Origin of the sequence: Phormidium sp. CCY1219 (genome assembly GCF_035615515.1) — a bacterium.
GTDB lineage: Bacteria > Cyanobacteriota > Cyanobacteriia > Cyanobacteriales > Laspinemataceae > CCY1219.
The window spans coordinates 41,733-59,193 of record NZ_JAJENT010000584.1 but is presented as its reverse complement, the minus strand read 5'-3'; the positions used below and the strand labels follow the sequence as shown (position 1 = coordinate 59,193).

At 50.5% G+C, this 17,461-nt stretch carries 12 protein-coding genes and 1 CRISPR repeat array (1 of these 13 running past the window's edge); of the genes, 4 read left to right on the top strand and 8 right to left on the bottom strand.

Annotation, left to right across the window (positions count from 1 at the left end):
• A CRISPR array of direct repeats spans window positions 1–514; the repeat unit is 37 nt; unit sequence GTCTCAATTTCTCCTAATCCCTTTCAGGGATTGAAAC (it extends 4,187 nt beyond the left edge of the window).
• 632 nt (window positions 515–1,146) lie between these two features.
• Both LKK83_RS16470 and LKK83_RS16465 read left to right on the top strand, forming a co-directional pair.
• A complete protein-coding gene (locus LKK83_RS16470; protein WP_324632317.1) occupies window positions 1,147–3,051 on the top strand; it encodes a M48 family metalloprotease in 1,905 nt (634 codons plus the stop codon).
• 150 nt (window positions 3,052–3,201) lie between these two features.
• Window positions 3,202–3,438 (top strand): hypothetical protein, encoded by a 237-nt coding sequence (locus LKK83_RS16465; protein ID WP_324632316.1) that lies wholly within the window; start codon window positions 3,202–3,204, stop codon window positions 3,436–3,438.
• Window positions 3,439–3,477: 39 nt separating this feature from the next.
• Here LKK83_RS16465 and LKK83_RS16460 read toward each other — a convergent pair whose 3' ends face one another.
• The 8 genes from LKK83_RS16460 to LKK83_RS16425 all read right to left on the bottom strand — a co-directional run bounded on the left by LKK83_RS16460 (window position 3,478) and on the right by LKK83_RS16425 (window position 15,698).
• On the bottom strand, window positions 3,478–3,852 hold the full coding sequence (locus tag LKK83_RS16460) for a hypothetical protein (protein WP_324632315.1): 375 nt from the start codon (window positions 3,850–3,852) through the stop codon (window positions 3,478–3,480).
• A gap of 280 nt (window positions 3,853–4,132) precedes the next feature.
• Window positions 4,133–5,371 (bottom strand): hybrid sensor histidine kinase/response regulator, encoded by a 1,239-nt coding sequence (locus tag LKK83_RS16455; RefSeq protein ID WP_324632314.1) that lies wholly within the window; start codon window positions 5,369–5,371, stop codon window positions 4,133–4,135.
• Window positions 5,368–10,584, bottom strand: coding sequence for a PAS domain S-box protein (locus tag LKK83_RS16450; protein ID WP_324632313.1), 5,217 nt, complete (start codon window positions 10,582–10,584; stop codon window positions 5,368–5,370). Before LKK83_RS16450 ends, LKK83_RS16455 begins: the two co-directional genes overlap by 4 nt.
• Entirely contained in the window at window positions 10,527–10,997 is a 471-nt protein-coding gene (locus LKK83_RS16445) for a response regulator (RefSeq protein WP_324632312.1), read from the bottom strand. The genes LKK83_RS16450 and LKK83_RS16445 overlap by 58 nt, the downstream gene beginning before the upstream one ends.
• 6 nt (window positions 10,998–11,003) lie before the next feature.
• A complete protein-coding gene (locus LKK83_RS16440; RefSeq protein WP_324632311.1) occupies window positions 11,004–13,301 on the bottom strand; it encodes an ATP-binding protein in 2,298 nt (765 codons plus the stop codon).
• Window positions 13,302–13,662: 361 nt separating this feature from the next.
• Window positions 13,663–14,286 carry a YdcF family protein gene (locus tag LKK83_RS16435; protein ID WP_324632309.1) on the bottom strand — a complete coding sequence of 208 codons (624 nt, stop codon included), beginning with the start codon at window positions 14,284–14,286 and terminating at the stop codon, window positions 13,663–13,665.
• A 207-nt stretch (window positions 14,287–14,493) separates the two neighbouring features.
• Window positions 14,494–15,147 carry a DNA endonuclease gene (locus LKK83_RS16430; RefSeq protein ID WP_324632308.1) on the bottom strand — a complete coding sequence of 218 codons (654 nt, stop codon included), beginning with the start codon at window positions 15,145–15,147 and terminating at the stop codon, window positions 14,494–14,496.
• A gap of 338 nt (window positions 15,148–15,485) precedes the next feature.
• Window positions 15,486–15,698: a hypothetical protein gene (locus tag LKK83_RS16425; RefSeq protein ID WP_324632307.1), complete on the bottom strand. Its 213-nt coding sequence runs from the start codon at window positions 15,696–15,698 to the stop codon at window positions 15,486–15,488.
• An 83-nt stretch (window positions 15,699–15,781) separates the two neighbouring features.
• On the opposite strand from LKK83_RS16425, the gene LKK83_RS16420 reads away from it, so the two are divergent.
• Complete coding sequence (locus LKK83_RS16420) at window positions 15,782–16,018, top strand: hypothetical protein (RefSeq protein ID WP_324632306.1); 237 nt, start codon at window positions 15,782–15,784, stop codon at window positions 16,016–16,018.
• A gap of 460 nt (window positions 16,019–16,478) precedes the next feature.
• Window positions 16,479–17,417 carry a ParA family protein gene (locus LKK83_RS16415; RefSeq protein ID WP_324632304.1) on the top strand — a complete coding sequence of 313 codons (939 nt, stop codon included), beginning with the start codon at window positions 16,479–16,481 and terminating at the stop codon, window positions 17,415–17,417.
• Window positions 17,418–17,461 lie beyond the last annotated feature (44 nt).

Below are 17,461 nucleotides of genomic sequence, written 5' to 3'. Positions count from 1 at the left end.
TCTTGCAGCTCTACTGCAATAGTTTTTGCCTTTTTAAGTCTCAATTTCTCCTAATCCCTTTCAGGGATTGAAACTCGGCCAATGCAATGCCGGCATAGTGCCGTATTTGTCTCAATTTCTCCTAATCCCTTTCAGGGATTGAAACAAGGATAAGTCAATTGCTGGGCGACTTATCTCGACCGGTCTCAATTTCTCCTAATCCCTTTCAGGGATTGAAACATCGCTATTTTGCTTCAATTCTCGACAAGCTATTTGTCTCAATTTCTCCTAATCCCTTTCAGGGATTGAAACTAATAACTTGCCGAGCCACCAGTGGCGATCGCCCTGCCGTCTCAATTTCTCCTAATCCCTTTCAGGGATTGAAACTCTGAGCCCTGATTGCCGCCGCTAGACTCTGCGCCGCCGTCTCAATTTCTCCTAATCCCTTTCAGGGATTGAAACAGGAATTGAAGCTGCATCTCCCCTGGCTGAAGCATTGTCTCAATTTCTCCTAATCCCTTTCAGGGATTGAAACCGAGGGGATGGACGATCGCAGCCAGTAAGCGGGGAAAATTTCCGGCGATTTTCCCTGCAGGCTCCCAAAAGGCTTATATATATGGCGGCACAGATTCCCACAATAAAAGAATACCCCAAACTGGCAGAAAAGTCAAGAACTTTTTCCGAAATATTTCTTCAATTTGACCGCGACCCTGTAGCCAGAATAAACCTGATGAGGAAATATAATCACAAGGCAATGCCCCTGCGGACAATGAGTAAATTGCGTGTCAAAAGCGCCAAAATTTTGGATCGGGAAAAATACGAACCAATGAGTAACGCAAACATAGAAAATGGCAGAACCGCTCAGCCCGGGAATCACTAAACGCCGCAGATTTTGGCGCTAAAGCGCCGAAGCGGTGGGAGAATCCTTGGGTCAGATACAAAAAGCGGGGCAACCTGGGGGTGGAGGTGATGTTTTTAGGGGAGAAAAAAGGCCAAATGCGGCTTTCAGCAGGGGAATTTTGCCCATTTATGGAGGAGGTGGGGAAAAATCCCTGTGGCGACACCCACGATTTAGCCTGAAAAATCTACAATAGAAAGAGTCAGCCACTAAAACCCCCAAACCGGGTGAAATATTTTCAGCAAAAATTATAAAGGAAAACTGCTGCTATGAAACCGATTTGGAATGCCTTACTCATTAGCCTCAGCCTGTTGTTTCCGGCGACAACCCCAGCGCTGGCGGAGGTTTCCGTCACCGAAGACCCCTTGCTGACCCAAACCGACACTCGTTCCACCTTACCCAGTGAGGCGGATACCCCCGAAGCGGACAATTCCGAAGCTCAGGAGGACCCGACGTCAGCCAGTGATGCAGATAGCGAGTCAGCAGAAGACAGGGAGTCAGCAGAGAACGAGTCAGCAGAAGACAGGGAGTCAGAGGATACCGAAGCGGCGACGGATCCAGAAGAAGCGGAACGGCTAGCACAAAGACGGCATCGGCTGGAGGTACTCGCACAAGCAGACGAACTGTATATCGCGGGAGACATTGCGGCGGCGGAAGCCTTGTATCGCGAGGTGAAACCGTCTTTTTCCGAAACGGGAGAACACGATGCGATCGCCAGCCTTCCAGACGCCACCACACAGAGCGAACAACTCTCCCCGGCGGGGCAAGTTTACTGGCGCGAAGCCCAAGCGGGATGGGAAAAAAATCTCGAATCGGGGATTTTCGTACCCTTAGAGTTCCTGGTGGAAGAATCACCGGAATTCATTCCCGGTCATCTGTTACTCGCACAAGCCCATACAAAGTATGAAGAACCGGAAAAAGCGGTGGAAGTGCTAGAACGGGCAACCACCTTGTATCCCGATCGCCCCGAACTCATCCGCGCCAAAGTTTCCGCCCTGGCAAATACGGAACAATGGCTGGAAGCCTCGATCGCAGCGCGACAATTTGCGGTACTCAACCCGGAACATCCGGAGTCTGAGGAGTTTTTGCAATTAGCCGACGATAACTTCGGGAAATTCCGCTCGCACATTCGGGAGTTAATTGCCGGCAATGCGATCGGCAATGTGGTCACCGGGGCGATCGGTGTGGCACTCACTGGCAATCCCCTCGGCGCGCTGTCGGCGGTGGAAACCTTGGTCATGCTGGCCCGGGGGGAATCGGATATCGGCGAAAGTGTGGCCAATGACGCGATCGAACACCTGGAAATGGTGGAAGATGAAGAAGTCCTCAGCTACGTGCGAGAAATGGGTCACAAACTGGCCAAAGTCACGGGGCGCGATGATTTTGAATACGAATTCTACGTCATCAAAGATAAAAACCTGAATGCGTTTGCCCTTCCCGGAGGCAAAATATTCGTGAATGCCGGTGCCATATTGCATTCCGACTCGGAAGCCGAATTAGCCGGCTTGATTACCCACGAACTGGCTCACACCGTTCTCTCTCACGGCTTCCAAATGGTGACTCACGGTAACTTGCTGGGCAGCATGACGCGCTATTTTCCCTTTGGCGGCACGTTAACCAATCTGCTAGTTCTCGATTACAGCCGCGATATGGAACGACAAGCAGACGTTCTCGGTACTCGATTGCTCACTTCGGCGGGCTATGCGGCGGATGGGTTGCGAAATCTGATGGTGAAGCTGAAACAAGAGTATGGGGAAGGCAGTTCCTTTTGGAAGTTTATGTCCTCTCACCCCCCCACAAAAGAGCGGATTACCTATCTCGAAACCCTCATCGAAGGCGGCGGTTACAATCGATTGACCTATGAAGGGGTAGAACGCCATCAGGAAGTGCGCCAACGGGTGGCTGAGTTGTTGCGCGATCGACTCTCTGAGTCAGAATTGGCTAAACTGGATATCGAATTAGAAGACCCCGAACCCGAGGTGGAAGAAGCAGAAGCGGACACCGAGGAAGACGCTTCCGCCGCGACAGAAACCGAGGCGCAAACTGATGAGGAAACTTCCGCTAATTCAGAAACCGAGGCGCAAACCGATCCGGAAACTTCCGCTGAATCCGAGTCAGAAATCGAGGTAAATGAAGCAGAAAATCCCGTGGGAGAAGGCGCGCCCACCGAATGATTTTTCGGCGCTTCTCTCCGCTACTCGGAAATCCGGTTGTTTTCACTTTATCGGCTTTCCGATTCTTTTAATCTCGGGGGAAGCGGGAGGAGGTGGGAATTTTTCTGTGTTAAAATGCCTGAAAACTCTACGTGAATTGAGGAGACAAACATGGTGCAAGAGGTCAGACGAAACGAACCGCAATATAGCTGCATTGTTCCCATTGAAAGCCTCACGGGTAATCAAAATGAAGAAATTATGACCTTTGGGGTTTCTGCTGCAGCAGCAACCGAGGAAGCTGAGCGATTATTATCGTCTCAATATGGATGTGCTGCAGAGCAAATTGCACAATTACTCGATCGCGCCACAGTGGAACCTTTAGGCCATTGGTGTGCTACCGATCGCTAGTCATCGGTCATTGGTCATCGACCAATGACCCCACTCACCTTATTCTTCGATCGCCTCTAAACCACAAGCTTCCGCTACCTGTTGCGCCAAACTGCGATAGCGTCGCGGTTCGGATGTGGTTTTGGCATTCAGTTCAAATGCTTCCACCACTCGTTCGATGAGTTCGGAACGCCATTGGGCTTCGATTTCATAATCTGATGCCAAACTTCCTTCCGATAATGCTGCCATTAACTTATCTAATATCTCATATTGCCCGATTAACCTGGCAGCTTTTGCCACTTCCCCGGCGTCCACATCGAGTCCATCCAATTCTCGCAGGATGCGATACCATTCCGACTCGATAATTTGCCCGAGCACGATCGCCCGATTGGCATTGCGTTGCGTGGATAGGGCTTGAAATTCGCGATCGCTCACGTTCGTTGCCTCCTGTTGTTAGTTTTGTACCCTGTTTTCTCCCCCATGTCAACAGCATTGGGGGTTAAAAAAAAATCGATCGCTTCTCGCCCAATTCTCTGATTCCCATTTTATCGACTTACTTTATCCTTCAGACATCAGAACGCAGCACTTCCCTCCCCCTCCAAACCACAATCCTTTATCGGACTTAACCTATCCCAAAACCCCAATAACAATTGACCAATAACAATTGACCAATAACAATTGACCAATAACAATTGACCAATGACCAATGACCAATTTAACTCACCGGCAAGCAGACGGTGAAAGTCGTTCCCACCCCCAGTTGACTGTCCACAGAAATTTTTCCTCCATGTAACTCCACGCATTTTTGCACGATTGACAGTCCCAAACCGGTGCCCTGAATCGTGGCCACATTACTGGCGCGACTGAAAGACTGAAACAACTTTTCTTGGTCTTCTGGAGGAATGCCGATGCCTTCATCTCGGACTTGGAAAACCACCTGTTCGGGGTCGCGAGAGAGGTGCAATTCCACCACACCCCCTTCGGGAGAATATTTAATTGCATTCGACAGCAAGTTCGTCAGAATTTGCCGCAGGAGTTTGGCATCGAATTGGGCATTGACCTCTCCTGCATCCGGCATAAACTTGACTTGATATTTCTCGCGATTCGGTTGTTGAATTTCTTCGACAATTTCGCTACAGAACTTCTCCAAGTTCAAATCCACCGGATAAAAGTCGAGCTTTTCCGATTCAGCGCGATTGATAAACAGCACCTCTTCCACTAAGTTGGTCATGTGCTTGATGGCGCTTTGAATCCGATTAAAATGCTTGAGCTGCTTTTGTTCGTCCCATTTATGGCGATAGGCTTCTAGCAGTTCGGCGGAAGAAGCAATGGTAGTTAAAGGGGTGCGATACTCGTGGGAAATCGTGGTAATAATTCGCGTTTTCATATCGCTGAGTTCTTTTTCTTGGGCGAGTGCGTCGCGCAACTGCACCTCTAACTGGAGTAACGCCGCATTTTTGCGTTTGAGTTCTGCAGTGCGCGCTTCTACCTTAGCTTCCAAATCGCGATTGAGGGATTCTAATTGTTCCTTTTGCTCCTCAGTTTGCTGCTGTAGTTGTCGCAGGTTCAAGTGATTTTCCACCCGGGCGAGAACTTCGGGAAATTGAAAGGGTTTGGTGATATAGTCTACTCCGCCCACTTCAAAGGCTTTCACTTTATCAAATGCATCATCTAACGCGCTGAGAAAAATCACCGGCACGGGGTTAGTGCGCGGGTCGGATTTGAGCTGCTGGCAGACTTCATAGCCATTCATTTCTGGCATCATAATGTCGAGCAAAATCAGGTCGGGCGGTTCGGCAAATGCGGCATTTAATGCCAGTTGGCCGTTAATCGCCCGTCGGACTTTGTAACCGCGATCGCCCAACAGGGCAGAAAGCAACCGCAGGTTATCCGGTTTGTCATCGACGACTAAAATATTGGCAGTTACGGAGTTAGATTCTAGGTTGCCATTCATGGTGTTTCCGGTTGAGTTAATTCAATAATTTTATCCAGACGAAAATTGTTGGCTAAATCTGCTAAAGCGGCGGCTAAAGCAGACTGGGATTCGGGAATTTCTTCGAGCAATTCCAAAATGCGATCTTCATCGACGCGAAACGCGGCGTCGTAAACCCGAGCGATCCATTCCTCGGGCATGAGCGCGATCGCCTCCCGGTTTAAGTCTACAGGCATCGCCTGGGACTCGGATAACGCCGATAAATCCTCCTCCTCATAGATATACCGCACGCCGAGATGTTCTGCCATCTTTTCAAACAAATCCGCTTCTCGGAATGGCTTTCGCAGAAAGTCATCGCAGCCGGCAGACAAAATCAGTGCCCGTTCTTCTTCAAACGCGCTGGCGGTTAAGGCGACGATGGTGGTTGCCTGACCTTTGGTGCTGGCTTTAATGGCTTGAGTGGCTTGATAGCCGTTCATCACGGGCATCCGCATATCCATCCAAATCAAATGGGGGGACCACCTGTCCCAAATTGCGATCGCTTCTTGACCATTTGCCGCATCGCGTACCTGGAAGCCCACCGACTGCAATAACTTTACCAGCAATTCGCGACTTTCGGGGTTATCTTCCACCACTAAAATGCGATACCCCCTGCTTTCCGGGGCCAGGGCTGTCACTCGCTTGGGGGGAGTTTTCCCGAGGATATCCCCCCCGCAAACTTGCTCAACCGAGATATCAAAGGTAAAGGTACTGCCCGCTCCCAGGGTACTCCTCACCTGAATTTCTCCTCCCATTAATGCCACAAATTCGTGGCTGATGGGCAACCCCAATCCGGTACCTTCTTGAGATTGGCGACCGCTTTCAGTTTGCACGAATTGCTCGAACAAACTGTTAATCTCTGCCGGGGCAATTCCCGGACCGGTATCGGAGATTTCAAACCGCAACCGATACTGGGAAGGCGATGAAAAACCCGAGTGATTTTGCGAACCCACAGTGGCAGAAGTCGGTTCCAAATCTGCAGTTTCCCTCGGCCATTCTACCACGCCGACTCGCAGGCTAACGCCGCCGCTTTCGGTAAATTTAATCCCGTTGCTCAGCAGATTAATCAGCACTTGGCGCAGTTTGCTTTCGTCGGTTTTCACGTATTGCGGGACCTCGGGAGCGCGATCGCAAATCAATTGCAATCCTTTCCCAGCGGCTTTGATTTTCAGCATATCTTCAATCGAGTCGAGCAGATGATGCAAATCAAAGTTAGTTTCGTTGAGCGTCACTCGTCCTGCCTCAATTTTTGACATATTCAACACGTCATTAATTAAGGAGAGCAAATGTTCGCCGCTGCGATTGATAATTTTTAGGGTTTCGTCCTGTTCTGCGGACAGGGTAGCGTCGCGCAGCAGGATTTGCGTAAAGCCGAGAATGGCATTGAGCGGGGTTCGCAATTCGTGGCTCATATTGGCCAAAAATTGGCTTTTCGCTTGGTTGGCGACTTCGGCTTGTTGGCGGGCTTTTTCTAGGGCAGCATTTTGCTGGGCAAGTTCTTGGCTAAATTGTTTTTCTTGTTCTAAAAGTTTGGCTTGAGCGATCGCAATTCCCAGGCGATCGGCTACTGCTTCGAGCAGTTCGATTTCATCCACCGTCCAGTGGCGAAATTCTCCGCACTGTTGCAAGGCGATCGCGCCATTGGGCTGATTTTTGTATGAAGTTCGCACCGCTAGTATGGAGTGCAAACCTACCTTTTGGCAAATCGGTTCCATTGCTTTTAACAGCGGATCGGCATACACATTATCGGAGGCGATCGCTGCATCCTGGGCTAACAGTTTTTCTGCATGAACGTTTCCTTCCACGGGAACGACAAAATCCCTCGTGGAATCCCATCCCGGCGCTAAATATTCTGCTACTACTGGCAGGATTGGGTGAGGATGTTCTTGATACCAGTGAATGTGACAGCGACTTGCATTAAACGCTTCGCCAAGTTGTTTGGCTGCGGTGGTAAAAACATGCTGTATATCCAAACTGGAGCGAATTTTGCGGCTAATTTTCTCCAGCAGCAACACTCGTTTCATCTGATTTTCGAGGGCGGTTTTGGCGTGGCTGCGGTCTAGTTCGTTATTGACCCACTGTGCCATTAATTTTAACAGTTGGATATCTCGCCGGGACGGCGGGGGTTTGTCTTCCAGGCTGAAAAAGCTCAAAATCGCCCGTTCTTCACCAGCGACCCTCGCCCTGGCATTCATGTCCCCTTTGATTTTAATTGTTGTGGTGGGTGGATTGTCAGGGGTTGTGCTATCGGAGAGAACGGCATCAGACTGGATTTCTATGGCAGTGGCGGGCACTGTGAGAAGGGTTTCGCCATCCAAATCCGCTGCGACTTGAAACCGGGTTCCGGCTTGCAGGGGCAAGGGAAAGTCCTGACTTGCTTGCACGGCGATCGCCTCGTAACTGTCTCCCTGGATGCGGGCTAACATGCCAATTTCGCGCTCGAAGTGCCGCCGTCCCATCGCCAACAGTCGTTGCAGGCGCTGCTCGAAAGTGAGGGAGCTAGAGGAAGCGACTTTATACAAAGAGCGCAGGGCGAGTTCCCCCTCTTGCAGTTCTTTTTCGGCGGCTTTGCGATCGCTGATGTCGGCGATCGTGCCGAAATAGCCCGTTACCACCCCGGCACCATCGCGCTGGGGCACCGCAGAGGCCACTACCCACACAATTGTCCCGCTCGGTCTCGCTAAGCGATATTCTGTGGCAAATTCCCCGCTGATGGCGAAGGTGGCGAACCACTCAGCCATGACGCGATCGCGATCGTCCGGATGCAGGATCTTCTCCCACTCCCGCCCCATCACTGCTGCGGCGGAAACTCCCATCATATCCACCAACCGGGAATTGACAAACACGCATTCGCCTTCGGCGTTGGTTTGAAAAATCCCCACCGGCACTTGATTCACCAACAAGCGAAATCGTTCTTCGCTGCGGCGCAATGCCTCTTCGGCTTGTTTGGCTTCGGTAATATCTGTGGACAACCCGCAAATGCCATAGGGAATGCCGCGATCGTTGTAGAGTACCGACTTCACGGACATATACGTATGAATCCTGCCATCGGCATGGGAAGCCTGTTCTTCAAATCGCAAGGGTTTGCGCGCTTGCAATACTTTGCCGTCATTGTCTCGAAATGCATTGGCGATTTCCCGGGAAAAAAGCTCGTAATCGGTTTTCCCAATTACCTCGGCTTCGCGCTTCTCACACAGGTTCAAAAACTCTCGATTTACCTTCAAAAATCGCCCGTCCATATCTTTAAGATACACTACGGCAGTGGAATTATCTAGAATCGCCTGTAGTTGTCTTTCGCTTTCGCGCAGGGCACTTTCGGCCTGTTGGCGCTCGGTTATATCCCGACCTTCCGGAATTAATAATACCAATTTACCCGACTCATCTTTTATCGGTTTTAGGGAAAAATCCAGGGCGATTATTTTATCGTTTTTTCCGATGACATCCACTTCATAATTGACCGTTTCTCCCCGAGCCGCTCGGGCGATCGCCGCTTTTAATTGCGCTTGGGTTTCTGGGTTAATTTGCCACCATCGGGTTGTCCAAAATGGCCGACCCACTACATCGGACAGGGCAATCCCGGCAAAGTCTAAAGCGGTTTGGTTGGCTTCGATTACCGTACCATCCGGGTGCAGCAATCCCACAAATTGAAAGGATTGATTGAAAATTCCGCGAAATTTTCGCTCGCTCTCGCGGATTTTCGCTTCCAGTCGTAGGCGATTTGTGATATCCTGAGCTTGGCATAAAATCGAAATTAAATTCCCTTGCGGGTCGAACAAAGCAGAGACGTACCACTCGCAATGAATCACTTCTCCGGTTTTTTTGCGATTGCGGTGGTGGTGAACCAGTCGGGGGATTTCTCGATTGAGTAGTGTGGCTATATTGGTATTGACCTGTTCTACATCTTCTGGGTAAATCAGGGGAATGTCCCAGGGGGTTTTGCCCACCACTTCAGCAGCACTCCAACCAAACATCAGTTCTGCTTGTTCCGACCATCGCTCGATTCTACCGTCCCGATCCAATTCGATAACCGCCAGGGGAGAATTTTCTATATGAAAGCGGAGGTTTTCGGTGGCGCGTTGCAATTGCTGGGTGCGCTCTTCCACGCGATTTTCTAACGCTTCGTTGACCTGGAAAAGGTCCTGTTGCGCCTGTCGCAATTGGGTTTCGGTTTGCTGGCGCTGGGCGATTTCGGTTTGCGATCGCTCGAACAGTTCCCCTTGTTGAATGGCGATCGCAATTTGCACCGCCAATTCATCGAGCAAGTCCAATTCTTCCGCTTCCCACTGGCGAAAGTCTCGACATTGATGGGCAATTAGCAATCCCCAAAGCTGTGGGGTGGATGCAGTGACATCGGCAAGAATTAAAATCGGCACTACCAGATTGGCTTTGATTTGAAATCGTTCGAGCAATTCAATGTGGCACTCGGTCAATCCCGCCTCGTAAATGTTAGAAATGGCCTGCTTTTTTCCCTGGCGATAAGACGCTCCCGCTCCAGTTTGAAAGCAAGTGTCTTTAATTTGGCAATGGATTGCTGAGGAATAGCCCGCCTCCACGGATTCGGCAACGATGGTGCCGCTCAGATCGGGGTTAAACTGATAAACCACCACCCGATCGCAGGCTAAAATGTCCCGCACTTCGGTGACGCTATTTTGCAGAATTTCGTTAAGATTCAATGAGGAGCGAATCCGCAGGGCGATCGCGCCGATTAACCGCAGTTTTTCTTGCTGTTTTTGCAGTAGTCGCTTCAGGCGCGTGCGATCGACGGCACCGTGAATGGCCCGCCGCAAATTCTCCGGCGTGAGGGTTCCTTTCACTAAATAATCTTGGGCACCGCTTTTCATCACCTGCACGGCGATCGCTTCATCTCCTTGCCCGGTTAGCATCACCACCGGCAGTTCCCTTTCGCCGGTTTGCGCTTTTAATTCTTCGATGACTTCCACCCCATCGATATCCGGTAACCTGAAGTCCAGGACAATCCCATCGGGCATCTGTGCGGCGCATAATTCTAGCGCCTCTTCCCCCAACTCGCACTCTAAAATGCGATAATTATATCGGTCATCTCTGAGCAAATACCGTCGATACATTTCCCGGTCTTCGGGAGAATCATCCACAAGCAAAATGCTGCGCGTCGCCTCGGTCATTTCTGCACCCCATTTGGTAAAATTGCCGTTTTCAACCAGTAATCCATCAAACACTGAATCGATTGTTTTAATGCCTGGGTGCCGATGGGTTTGAGCATATAACTATTCGCCCCATATCTGTAGCAAGTTTCGATATCTTTCGGACTCGAAGAAGTGGTCAGCACTACCATCGGAATAGTTTTCAGTTCCTCATGTTGCTTGACTTCCTCAATCACCTCTCGTCCATCGATTCCGGGCAAATTCAAGTCGATTAGCACTAACGCCGGACGGGGAGCGTTGGCCTGATTTTCGTATTCTCCTTCATGGTAGAGAAAATCTAACGCTTCATCCCCATCGCTGGTTCGATAAATCTCCCCGGTAAATCCGCAACTGTTGAGGACCCGGGTTAAAGCCGTAAAATCTTCGTCGCTGTCTTCTACGACCAGCAGGGGGGCGCTGAGATTGCGATCGCCATTCAACTCTACCATTGTTCGTTACTGGGCTAGGGTGAAATAAAAGGTACTGCCTTTTCCGTATGTCGATTCTACCCAGATTTTGCCCCCGTGACGTTCGATAATTTTTTTAACAATTGTTAAGCCAGCTCCCGTGCCCCCGCCGTATTTGCTCGGGGCGTGCAGGCGCTTGAACAAGCGAAACACGCTGTCAATATGCCGTTCGCGAATCCCAATCCCGTTGTCTCGGACGTAAAACCCGATGGCACTTTCCTCGGTATCCCACTGCGCCCCGGCGTCTTCACGATCGCCCCCGGGGGGATTTTCTTCCCGGACAAACCACCCCACTTCGACTCGTTTTTCGCCATTTTTGTTGTATTTAAGTGCATTGCCAATCAGGTTACTCAATACTTCTTCAATTAAGACGCGATCGCAGCAAATTTTGGGCAACGGACGGGGAATGCACAGCTCTACCTGGGTCTCGGGTTTGCTAATCCTCAAGACTTCTGCCACATTCTCTACTACTTTATTCAAATCGGTTTGCTCCATCGAGAGTTCTTCGCGTCCCAACCGAGAAAAATGCAGCAGGGCGTTAATCAAATCTTCCATGCGCGCGGTCAACCGCACCAAGGTTTCTAATTTAGTCACCCCTTCTTCGTCCAGCACTGGGGCATAATCTTCTAGCAAGAAATTAGAATAGTTATGAATCCCGCGCAGGGGTTCTTTTAAATCGTGGGAGGCAATGTAAGCAAAGGCATCTAGCTCGTTGTTGCTCCGCTCTAATTCTAAATTTATCATCGCCAGTTCTTCGGCTTTTCGCAGCACGATTCCCACAATAGCACTTCGCAGTTCTACGGCTCCTTCGATTTCGCACGGTTGCCAGGGTAAGGAATGCGATCGCACGGTTTCTTGCCATCTTTCAAAGGATTGGCGCGGCGATAAGGTGAGGCTCCCATCGGCTTCAATTTTGCCGTTTTTTACTGGATTCCCCGCCCAATTCACATTTTTTAGCACTTCCGGGCGAAACCACACTACGTAGTTTTTTTGAAGTTTGGAAATCCACAGCACTAGCACGCCACTGGCGATTTCTTTATACCTTTCCGCTTCCGGATACAGGGTCGGTAAGGCGTTGGTGCAAAAAATATCGTTCTCGATTTGCGGTTTCACCCATTCGATTAATTCTTGAATTTCGCTTTCCTGTGGCGTTTTCCCCACTAAGGTTAAGGTTCCTTCCACGCACAGGGCGGCTCCCTGCGCTCCCACTAAGCTCAGTAAGGCGTTTCTATCTGCGACTAAGCCAGTTCCTAAGTTGTCCGCTTGAGAAATCTTTTCGATAAACCGCGATTGAATGGACTTTAATTTCATTTGATAGTCCAATCCTTCCCGTTGTTCTTTTTCGGGAATTTCTATTGCCATGACTTGCCCTAAAAATTCGCAGACGGTGCGAATTTCATAAGGGACTATTTTGGGGGTTTGATGATGACAGGCAATCAATCCCCACAGGGTTTTGTTTTTTAGCAAGGAAATGGACATGGAAGCGGCAACGCCCATGTTTTTCAGGTATTCTATATGGATGGGGGAAACGCTTCTCAATCCGGATAAGCTCAGATCCAGCGGTTCGGATGCCACTGCAGCAGATGAGAGCAGTTCCCCGGGCTGATAGTTGACATCGGGGATTAATCGCAGTAAACTCAGTTCGTAGAGTCTGCGCGCGGGTTCGGGAATGTCTGTGGCGGGATAGTGCAAGCCGAGAAAACTGGGTAAATCTTCTTCCTTGTCTTCGGCAATCACGGTTCCGGATTTGTCGGCATCGAATCGATACACCATGACCCGATCGAATCCGGCAATCTGGCGGATTTCTTCGGCGATCGCTTGGCACAATTCTGACAAGTTCGCCGCTTTTTGGATTTGCACGATCGGCCCTCGCGTCATCTGATAAAATTGGAAAAAGTCGCGCTGGGTTTCTCCCGCGATCGGCTCGAGTTCCAGTATGCAATTCCCCGCCCACCGATGCACGATTCCGTTAAAGGTTTGCGGTTTGGGCGCGTTTAAATGGATTTTTAGGGGATTGACATGGGAAAAGTCATGGGACAAGCATCGTTTGATGGTTTCGGCACACTCGTTTCCCAGAACCTCTGCTAAGGTGCGATCGAGCCATTCTTCCGCTGGAATCCCGAGTAGGTCTTCCGTGTTTTTGCTGAGTCTTTGAATCTGCAATTCTGGTTCGGAAAAGACCAATAGCACCCCATGCGGTTGAATGGCACCGGGAATGTGGATCGCTTCGCGATCGCAGTTGGTCAAGTTAACGCGGTTTGCCGTAACGAGGTTGGGGTCAATCATGGTAGGTTAAAGCTATGGGAGACCACGCAGAATTGGCCTTTTAATTCCAACAAATGGTGCCTCAAAGTTCAATAAAAGTTAATTTTATTATAGGCGTTTAAATCGCGATCGGCAATTTCTTGGCTGAGTTTTCAGCCATTTTGCTTAAACGGAGAGAAACAATTAAAATTTAAGGATTAATACGGTGGTTCGCCAAGGAACAATTGTGATATGATATGCCGCCCGCGTCTGGGTGGGTGACGCCGCGCTTCACTTGTGCGATAAATGCGGGATAGGATGGGCGGCGTCACCCACCCTACGGTGAGGAGAAGAATGAAGAATCAATCGCTCTGTCAATTCTCACTTGAAAATTGCTCGGGTCTCAATTCTCCTCTTCCGATTCTGGGAGTTTCGGTTGGCCAAAACTCGCGCCGGTATATCCGGTTGTCACCCATAAAATGGCGCGCGCCCCATCGCGAATTGCTTTTTGCAGGGGTTCGGGCGATCGCCCGGAGGTGACGGGCAATGCTTTGTAGGTAATCCCGCGACTCCCAAGCACGATTTCGGCGATCGCTCTGGCGCGGCGCATGTGGTCGTCTGAGGTAATCAAATACACCCGATCGATTCCTCGGGCTTTAAATTCATCCACTAAGGTGGTAAAATTCGTTACCGTGTCCACCGCCCGATAGTCCAGATGCAACCGATTCAAATCGATTCCCGCTTCGGCAAAAATCCATTCCGCATATTCCGGGTTGCTTCCTCCGGAAATCCAAATCTCGAGTTCTGGATGTCGTCGCGCAAACTCTGCTGCAAATTCTTCTCGTTCTACGGCACCCCCCAATACTAGCAATGCGTCGGGGTCGTCAAAATAAGCTCTGAGCTGCTTGTAGCCGATCCAGCCCACCGCCGCGAGTCCTAATAGCAACACGATCGCCGATCTGCTTTTCGATCCCCAGGTTCGCGATTTAGCCTCATGTCTTCGGTGCAGACCGATCTTCCAGACCATATCTCAAATTACCAACCGTTTATATTCTGGGCAGAGGAGCAACCTTCCCCCGGGGGCGATCGCGCGATAAAATCGGCGACCCACCCGGATAGTCGAGTTGTCGTTCTTAAGAGTAGCAGACTCGGGCGGGAGAAGAGAACGGGACTGGCCGGATTCGAACCGGCGACCTAGCGCTTCAGATTGGTGTGAGTTTCCTCACTTTCTGGACTATTCCTTCACCGTAGGCGGAGTTTGATGCCCGTAGGTGGTGGCCGTTCCGTTTGCGGAGGGGTTAATTTTGTAGAGCATCGGTTCCGGGACACAGGGGCGAATCAGCTCGAAAAATCGGCGCGATTCTTTGGTTCCCATTCGCAGACGGTAAGCGCGGGAGGCTTTACTGAGTCCCCACTGGATGCCCCAAACCTGAGAAAAGTAAGCGGCGATCGCCTCATTTTCCGATTTAGGCAGATAGGTATTCAGGTAAACCTCGAGGGCATGAATTTTCCCGTCTGTTTTTTTAAAGGACTTCGACCCCTCATCGAGGAACCAAATTGCGATTCCCTGCAAGGTTAACAGGTTCAGGAACTGCGGCGAGATGGTGGGTTGACCACCGCGATACAGTTTTTTCACCAAAACCCGGGTCAGGGGAATCAACTTCGGTTCCAGACGAAGCAGGGGGTAGCCCTGTTTTGTCCGGCGGCGTTGGAGTTTGACTGGCGATCGCGTGATTTGTTCGAGAAGCTGCTGTTTGAATAAAACATAGCTCTCTTGAGTGGAGGAATGTTGGATAAAGAAGTTATGATTTCTTCTTCGTCCCTTCCCCAAAAGCATGCCAGCCAGAACGCCACGTTGCTCTACTTTGGATGAGACATCGTAGTCCATCCTGCAATAGCTCCTGCAAACCAGTCTCTGCACCTTCCTGCACTAGCGTTCCCCGAGAAAGCCAGGGATTGTTAACCCCAACCGGGGGGACGAGGGCAGGCTTGGCTCAAGATTACCTTATCGGCGGGAGACAGAATTGAGAAAAACCGTCTCCGGGGACGTAGGCTTTCTTGAATTTGACCACATTCACGCTTGGAGTTTCCTCCAAGGTGCCCGATTCATCAGGAGGCGCTTGCTCTATCCAACTGAGCCACAGCCCCAAAGCTATCCTGATTTTAGCATACCCAGAAGCGACTCGCGAGCCGACCCCAGGGCGGGAATGAAATCCCGGGCCAAAGTCAGGGAAATTTGATAGACAGGGAAGAGGACTCCCGGGGGGGAACCCACCGGTGAGAGGATCCACCCGCGCCAATCGGGGCGATCGCAGGGGGTGCAGCCGGTGTGCGATCGCGAAACCGTTTGCATTCGGCGCGATCGAGATCACCCAAAGCGCCGCAAAACGTCACCTGAGAACCCGCCAAAGCCTCACAAGCCATTACGAGAATCATCACAGGAATCGGGAAATTCGGGTCACTGAGGAATTTGGCCACAGAAGCGATACTACGGCTATAAGCCAAGCAAAGGGGAAATCACCATGACTCGAATTCGCGAGCTAGTAGAACAAGCGCTGTCCCTCGGTTATTTGACCCGAGAAGCGGAAGAACAGCTCAGAGAATTGCTCAGCAGCCAATATGACCTCGAAGACCTGAATGCGTTTATGACCTTGCAACATGCGGCGATGTCGGGGAGGGTGAAGCAAGAATCCAGACTGCGAGGCGGCGATCGCCAGTCGGTGCAGAGGATGTCCAATGCTTCCCAGGGCCATCATTAAGCCCGAGGTGGGGGAAAGCCACCACAGTCCTCCCCGGGGGATAGGTGAGGGGTCACGCGATCGCTTCAGCATCGAACCGGGAAAATTTAGCCAGATTTAAGCCGTAAAGGTGCCAGTGGGATTGCCCGCTGGCGAGGGGGGTGGGTCGAACAGAGGAACCCTGGGGGAAGCCCCGAGGGTTTTCTATTTGGGTGAGCAGGAGCGATCGGGGGGAAAGAAAAGGGCGATCGAACAGATGTGTTAGGATAGTCGGAATTTTTCAGGCGATCGCGCCACCGGGAAGGGAGGTTTGCTACCCCCTGTAGGTATCCCACTGCGGGAGTCCCTCCGAACATTTCCGGATGAGGGAAAACACCCCAGACGAGGATCCCCCATTGCTGCTCCGTTATAGTTGTTATCGATATCGCATAATGGGGCGAAGTTAACCGCTCGTGCATCTAACTGGCTGAGGAGTGAAATTATGGCACATATCATTGCAACGGCTAACATGAAAGGGGGCGTGGGCAAAACCACCCTCACCGTGAACTTAGCGGCGTCTCTCGCTAAAGATTTTCACAAGCGGGTGTTAGTCGTGGATCTCGATACGCAAATCAGCGCCACCCTGAGTTTAGTGTCTCCTCACGACTTTTCTAAACTGCGGAAAGAAAAGCGCACCTTAAAATACCTAGTCAACGACTTTATCCAACCCCTTCCTCAAAATACCCTGCCGATTCAAGATATCATCAAACCCTACATTGGCAATCTCAAAGGGCTGGATTTATTGCCCGGAGACCTGGAACTGTACGATGAATTTATGGTTTCCGAAGTCCTGCACCGCAAGGCAATAAAACTGGGAAAAGACAACTTTCAAGAAGTCTGGAAAAAGCTAGAGCGCATCTTAGTCGAAGGCATTTTGCAGCCAATTGATAAAGACTATGATTTTATCATTCTCGATTGCGCCCCCGGTTACAATCTGTTAACCCGCAGTGCGTTAGTGGCCAGTGATTTCTACCTGCTGCCCGCGAAACCCGAACCCCTTTCCTTGATTGGCATCCAATTGCTCGAACGGCGCATCAATCAATTGCGAGAAAGTTATAAGGAAGAATATCCGATTAATTTAGAAATGCTGGGGATTGGTTTTACCATGTCTGCCAATTTATTAAACGGTAGATATTATCGGCAAGTAATGAAGCGGGTGTATGAGGATTTTGGCGAAAACCGCATTTTCAAAACCCGAATACCGATTGACGTGAATGTGTCCAAAGCCGTGGATAGTTTCCTGCCCGTATTGCTGACTCATCCCACCGCGCGCGGGTCAAAAGCATTTGCAGAATTCACCCAAGAAATGATGGAGAAACTCAATGTTATCCTGGATATGAAGCAGCAAAAGAACAAGTTAAATTTGGTGAATTTGGAGTGATAGGCGATCGCGCGATCGCGCAGATGATCCGCCTCGGGATGGGC

Bases quoted from the DNA above. Each gene is read 5' to 3' on its own strand.
- LKK83_RS16415 (WP_324632304.1), top strand. From the start codon at position 16,479: ATGGCACATATCATTGCAACGGCTAACATGAAAGGGGGCGTGGGCAAA.
- LKK83_RS16470 (WP_324632317.1), top strand. From the start codon at position 1,147: ATGAAACCGATTTGGAATGCCTTACTCATTAGCCTCAGCCTGTTGTTT.
- LKK83_RS16420 (WP_324632306.1), top strand. From the start codon at position 15,782: ATGACTCGAATTCGCGAGCTAGTAGAACAAGCGCTGTCCCTCGGTTAT.
- LKK83_RS16440 (WP_324632311.1), bottom strand. From the start codon at position 13,301: ATGATTGACCCCAACCTCGTTACGGCAAACCGCGTTAACTTGACCAAC.
- LKK83_RS16465 (WP_324632316.1), top strand. From the start codon at position 3,202: ATGGTGCAAGAGGTCAGACGAAACGAACCGCAATATAGCTGCATTGTT.
- LKK83_RS16455 (WP_324632314.1), bottom strand. From the start codon at position 5,371: ATGAATGGCAACCTAGAATCTAACTCCGTAACTGCCAATATTTTAGTC.
- LKK83_RS16435 (WP_324632309.1), bottom strand. From the start codon at position 14,286: ATGGTCTGGAAGATCGGTCTGCACCGAAGACATGAGGCTAAATCGCGA.
- LKK83_RS16430 (WP_324632308.1), bottom strand. From the start codon at position 15,147: ATGGACTACGATGTCTCATCCAAAGTAGAGCAACGTGGCGTTCTGGCT.
- LKK83_RS16445 (WP_324632312.1), bottom strand. From the start codon at position 10,997: ATGGTAGAGTTGAATGGCGATCGCAATCTCAGCGCCCCCCTGCTGGTC.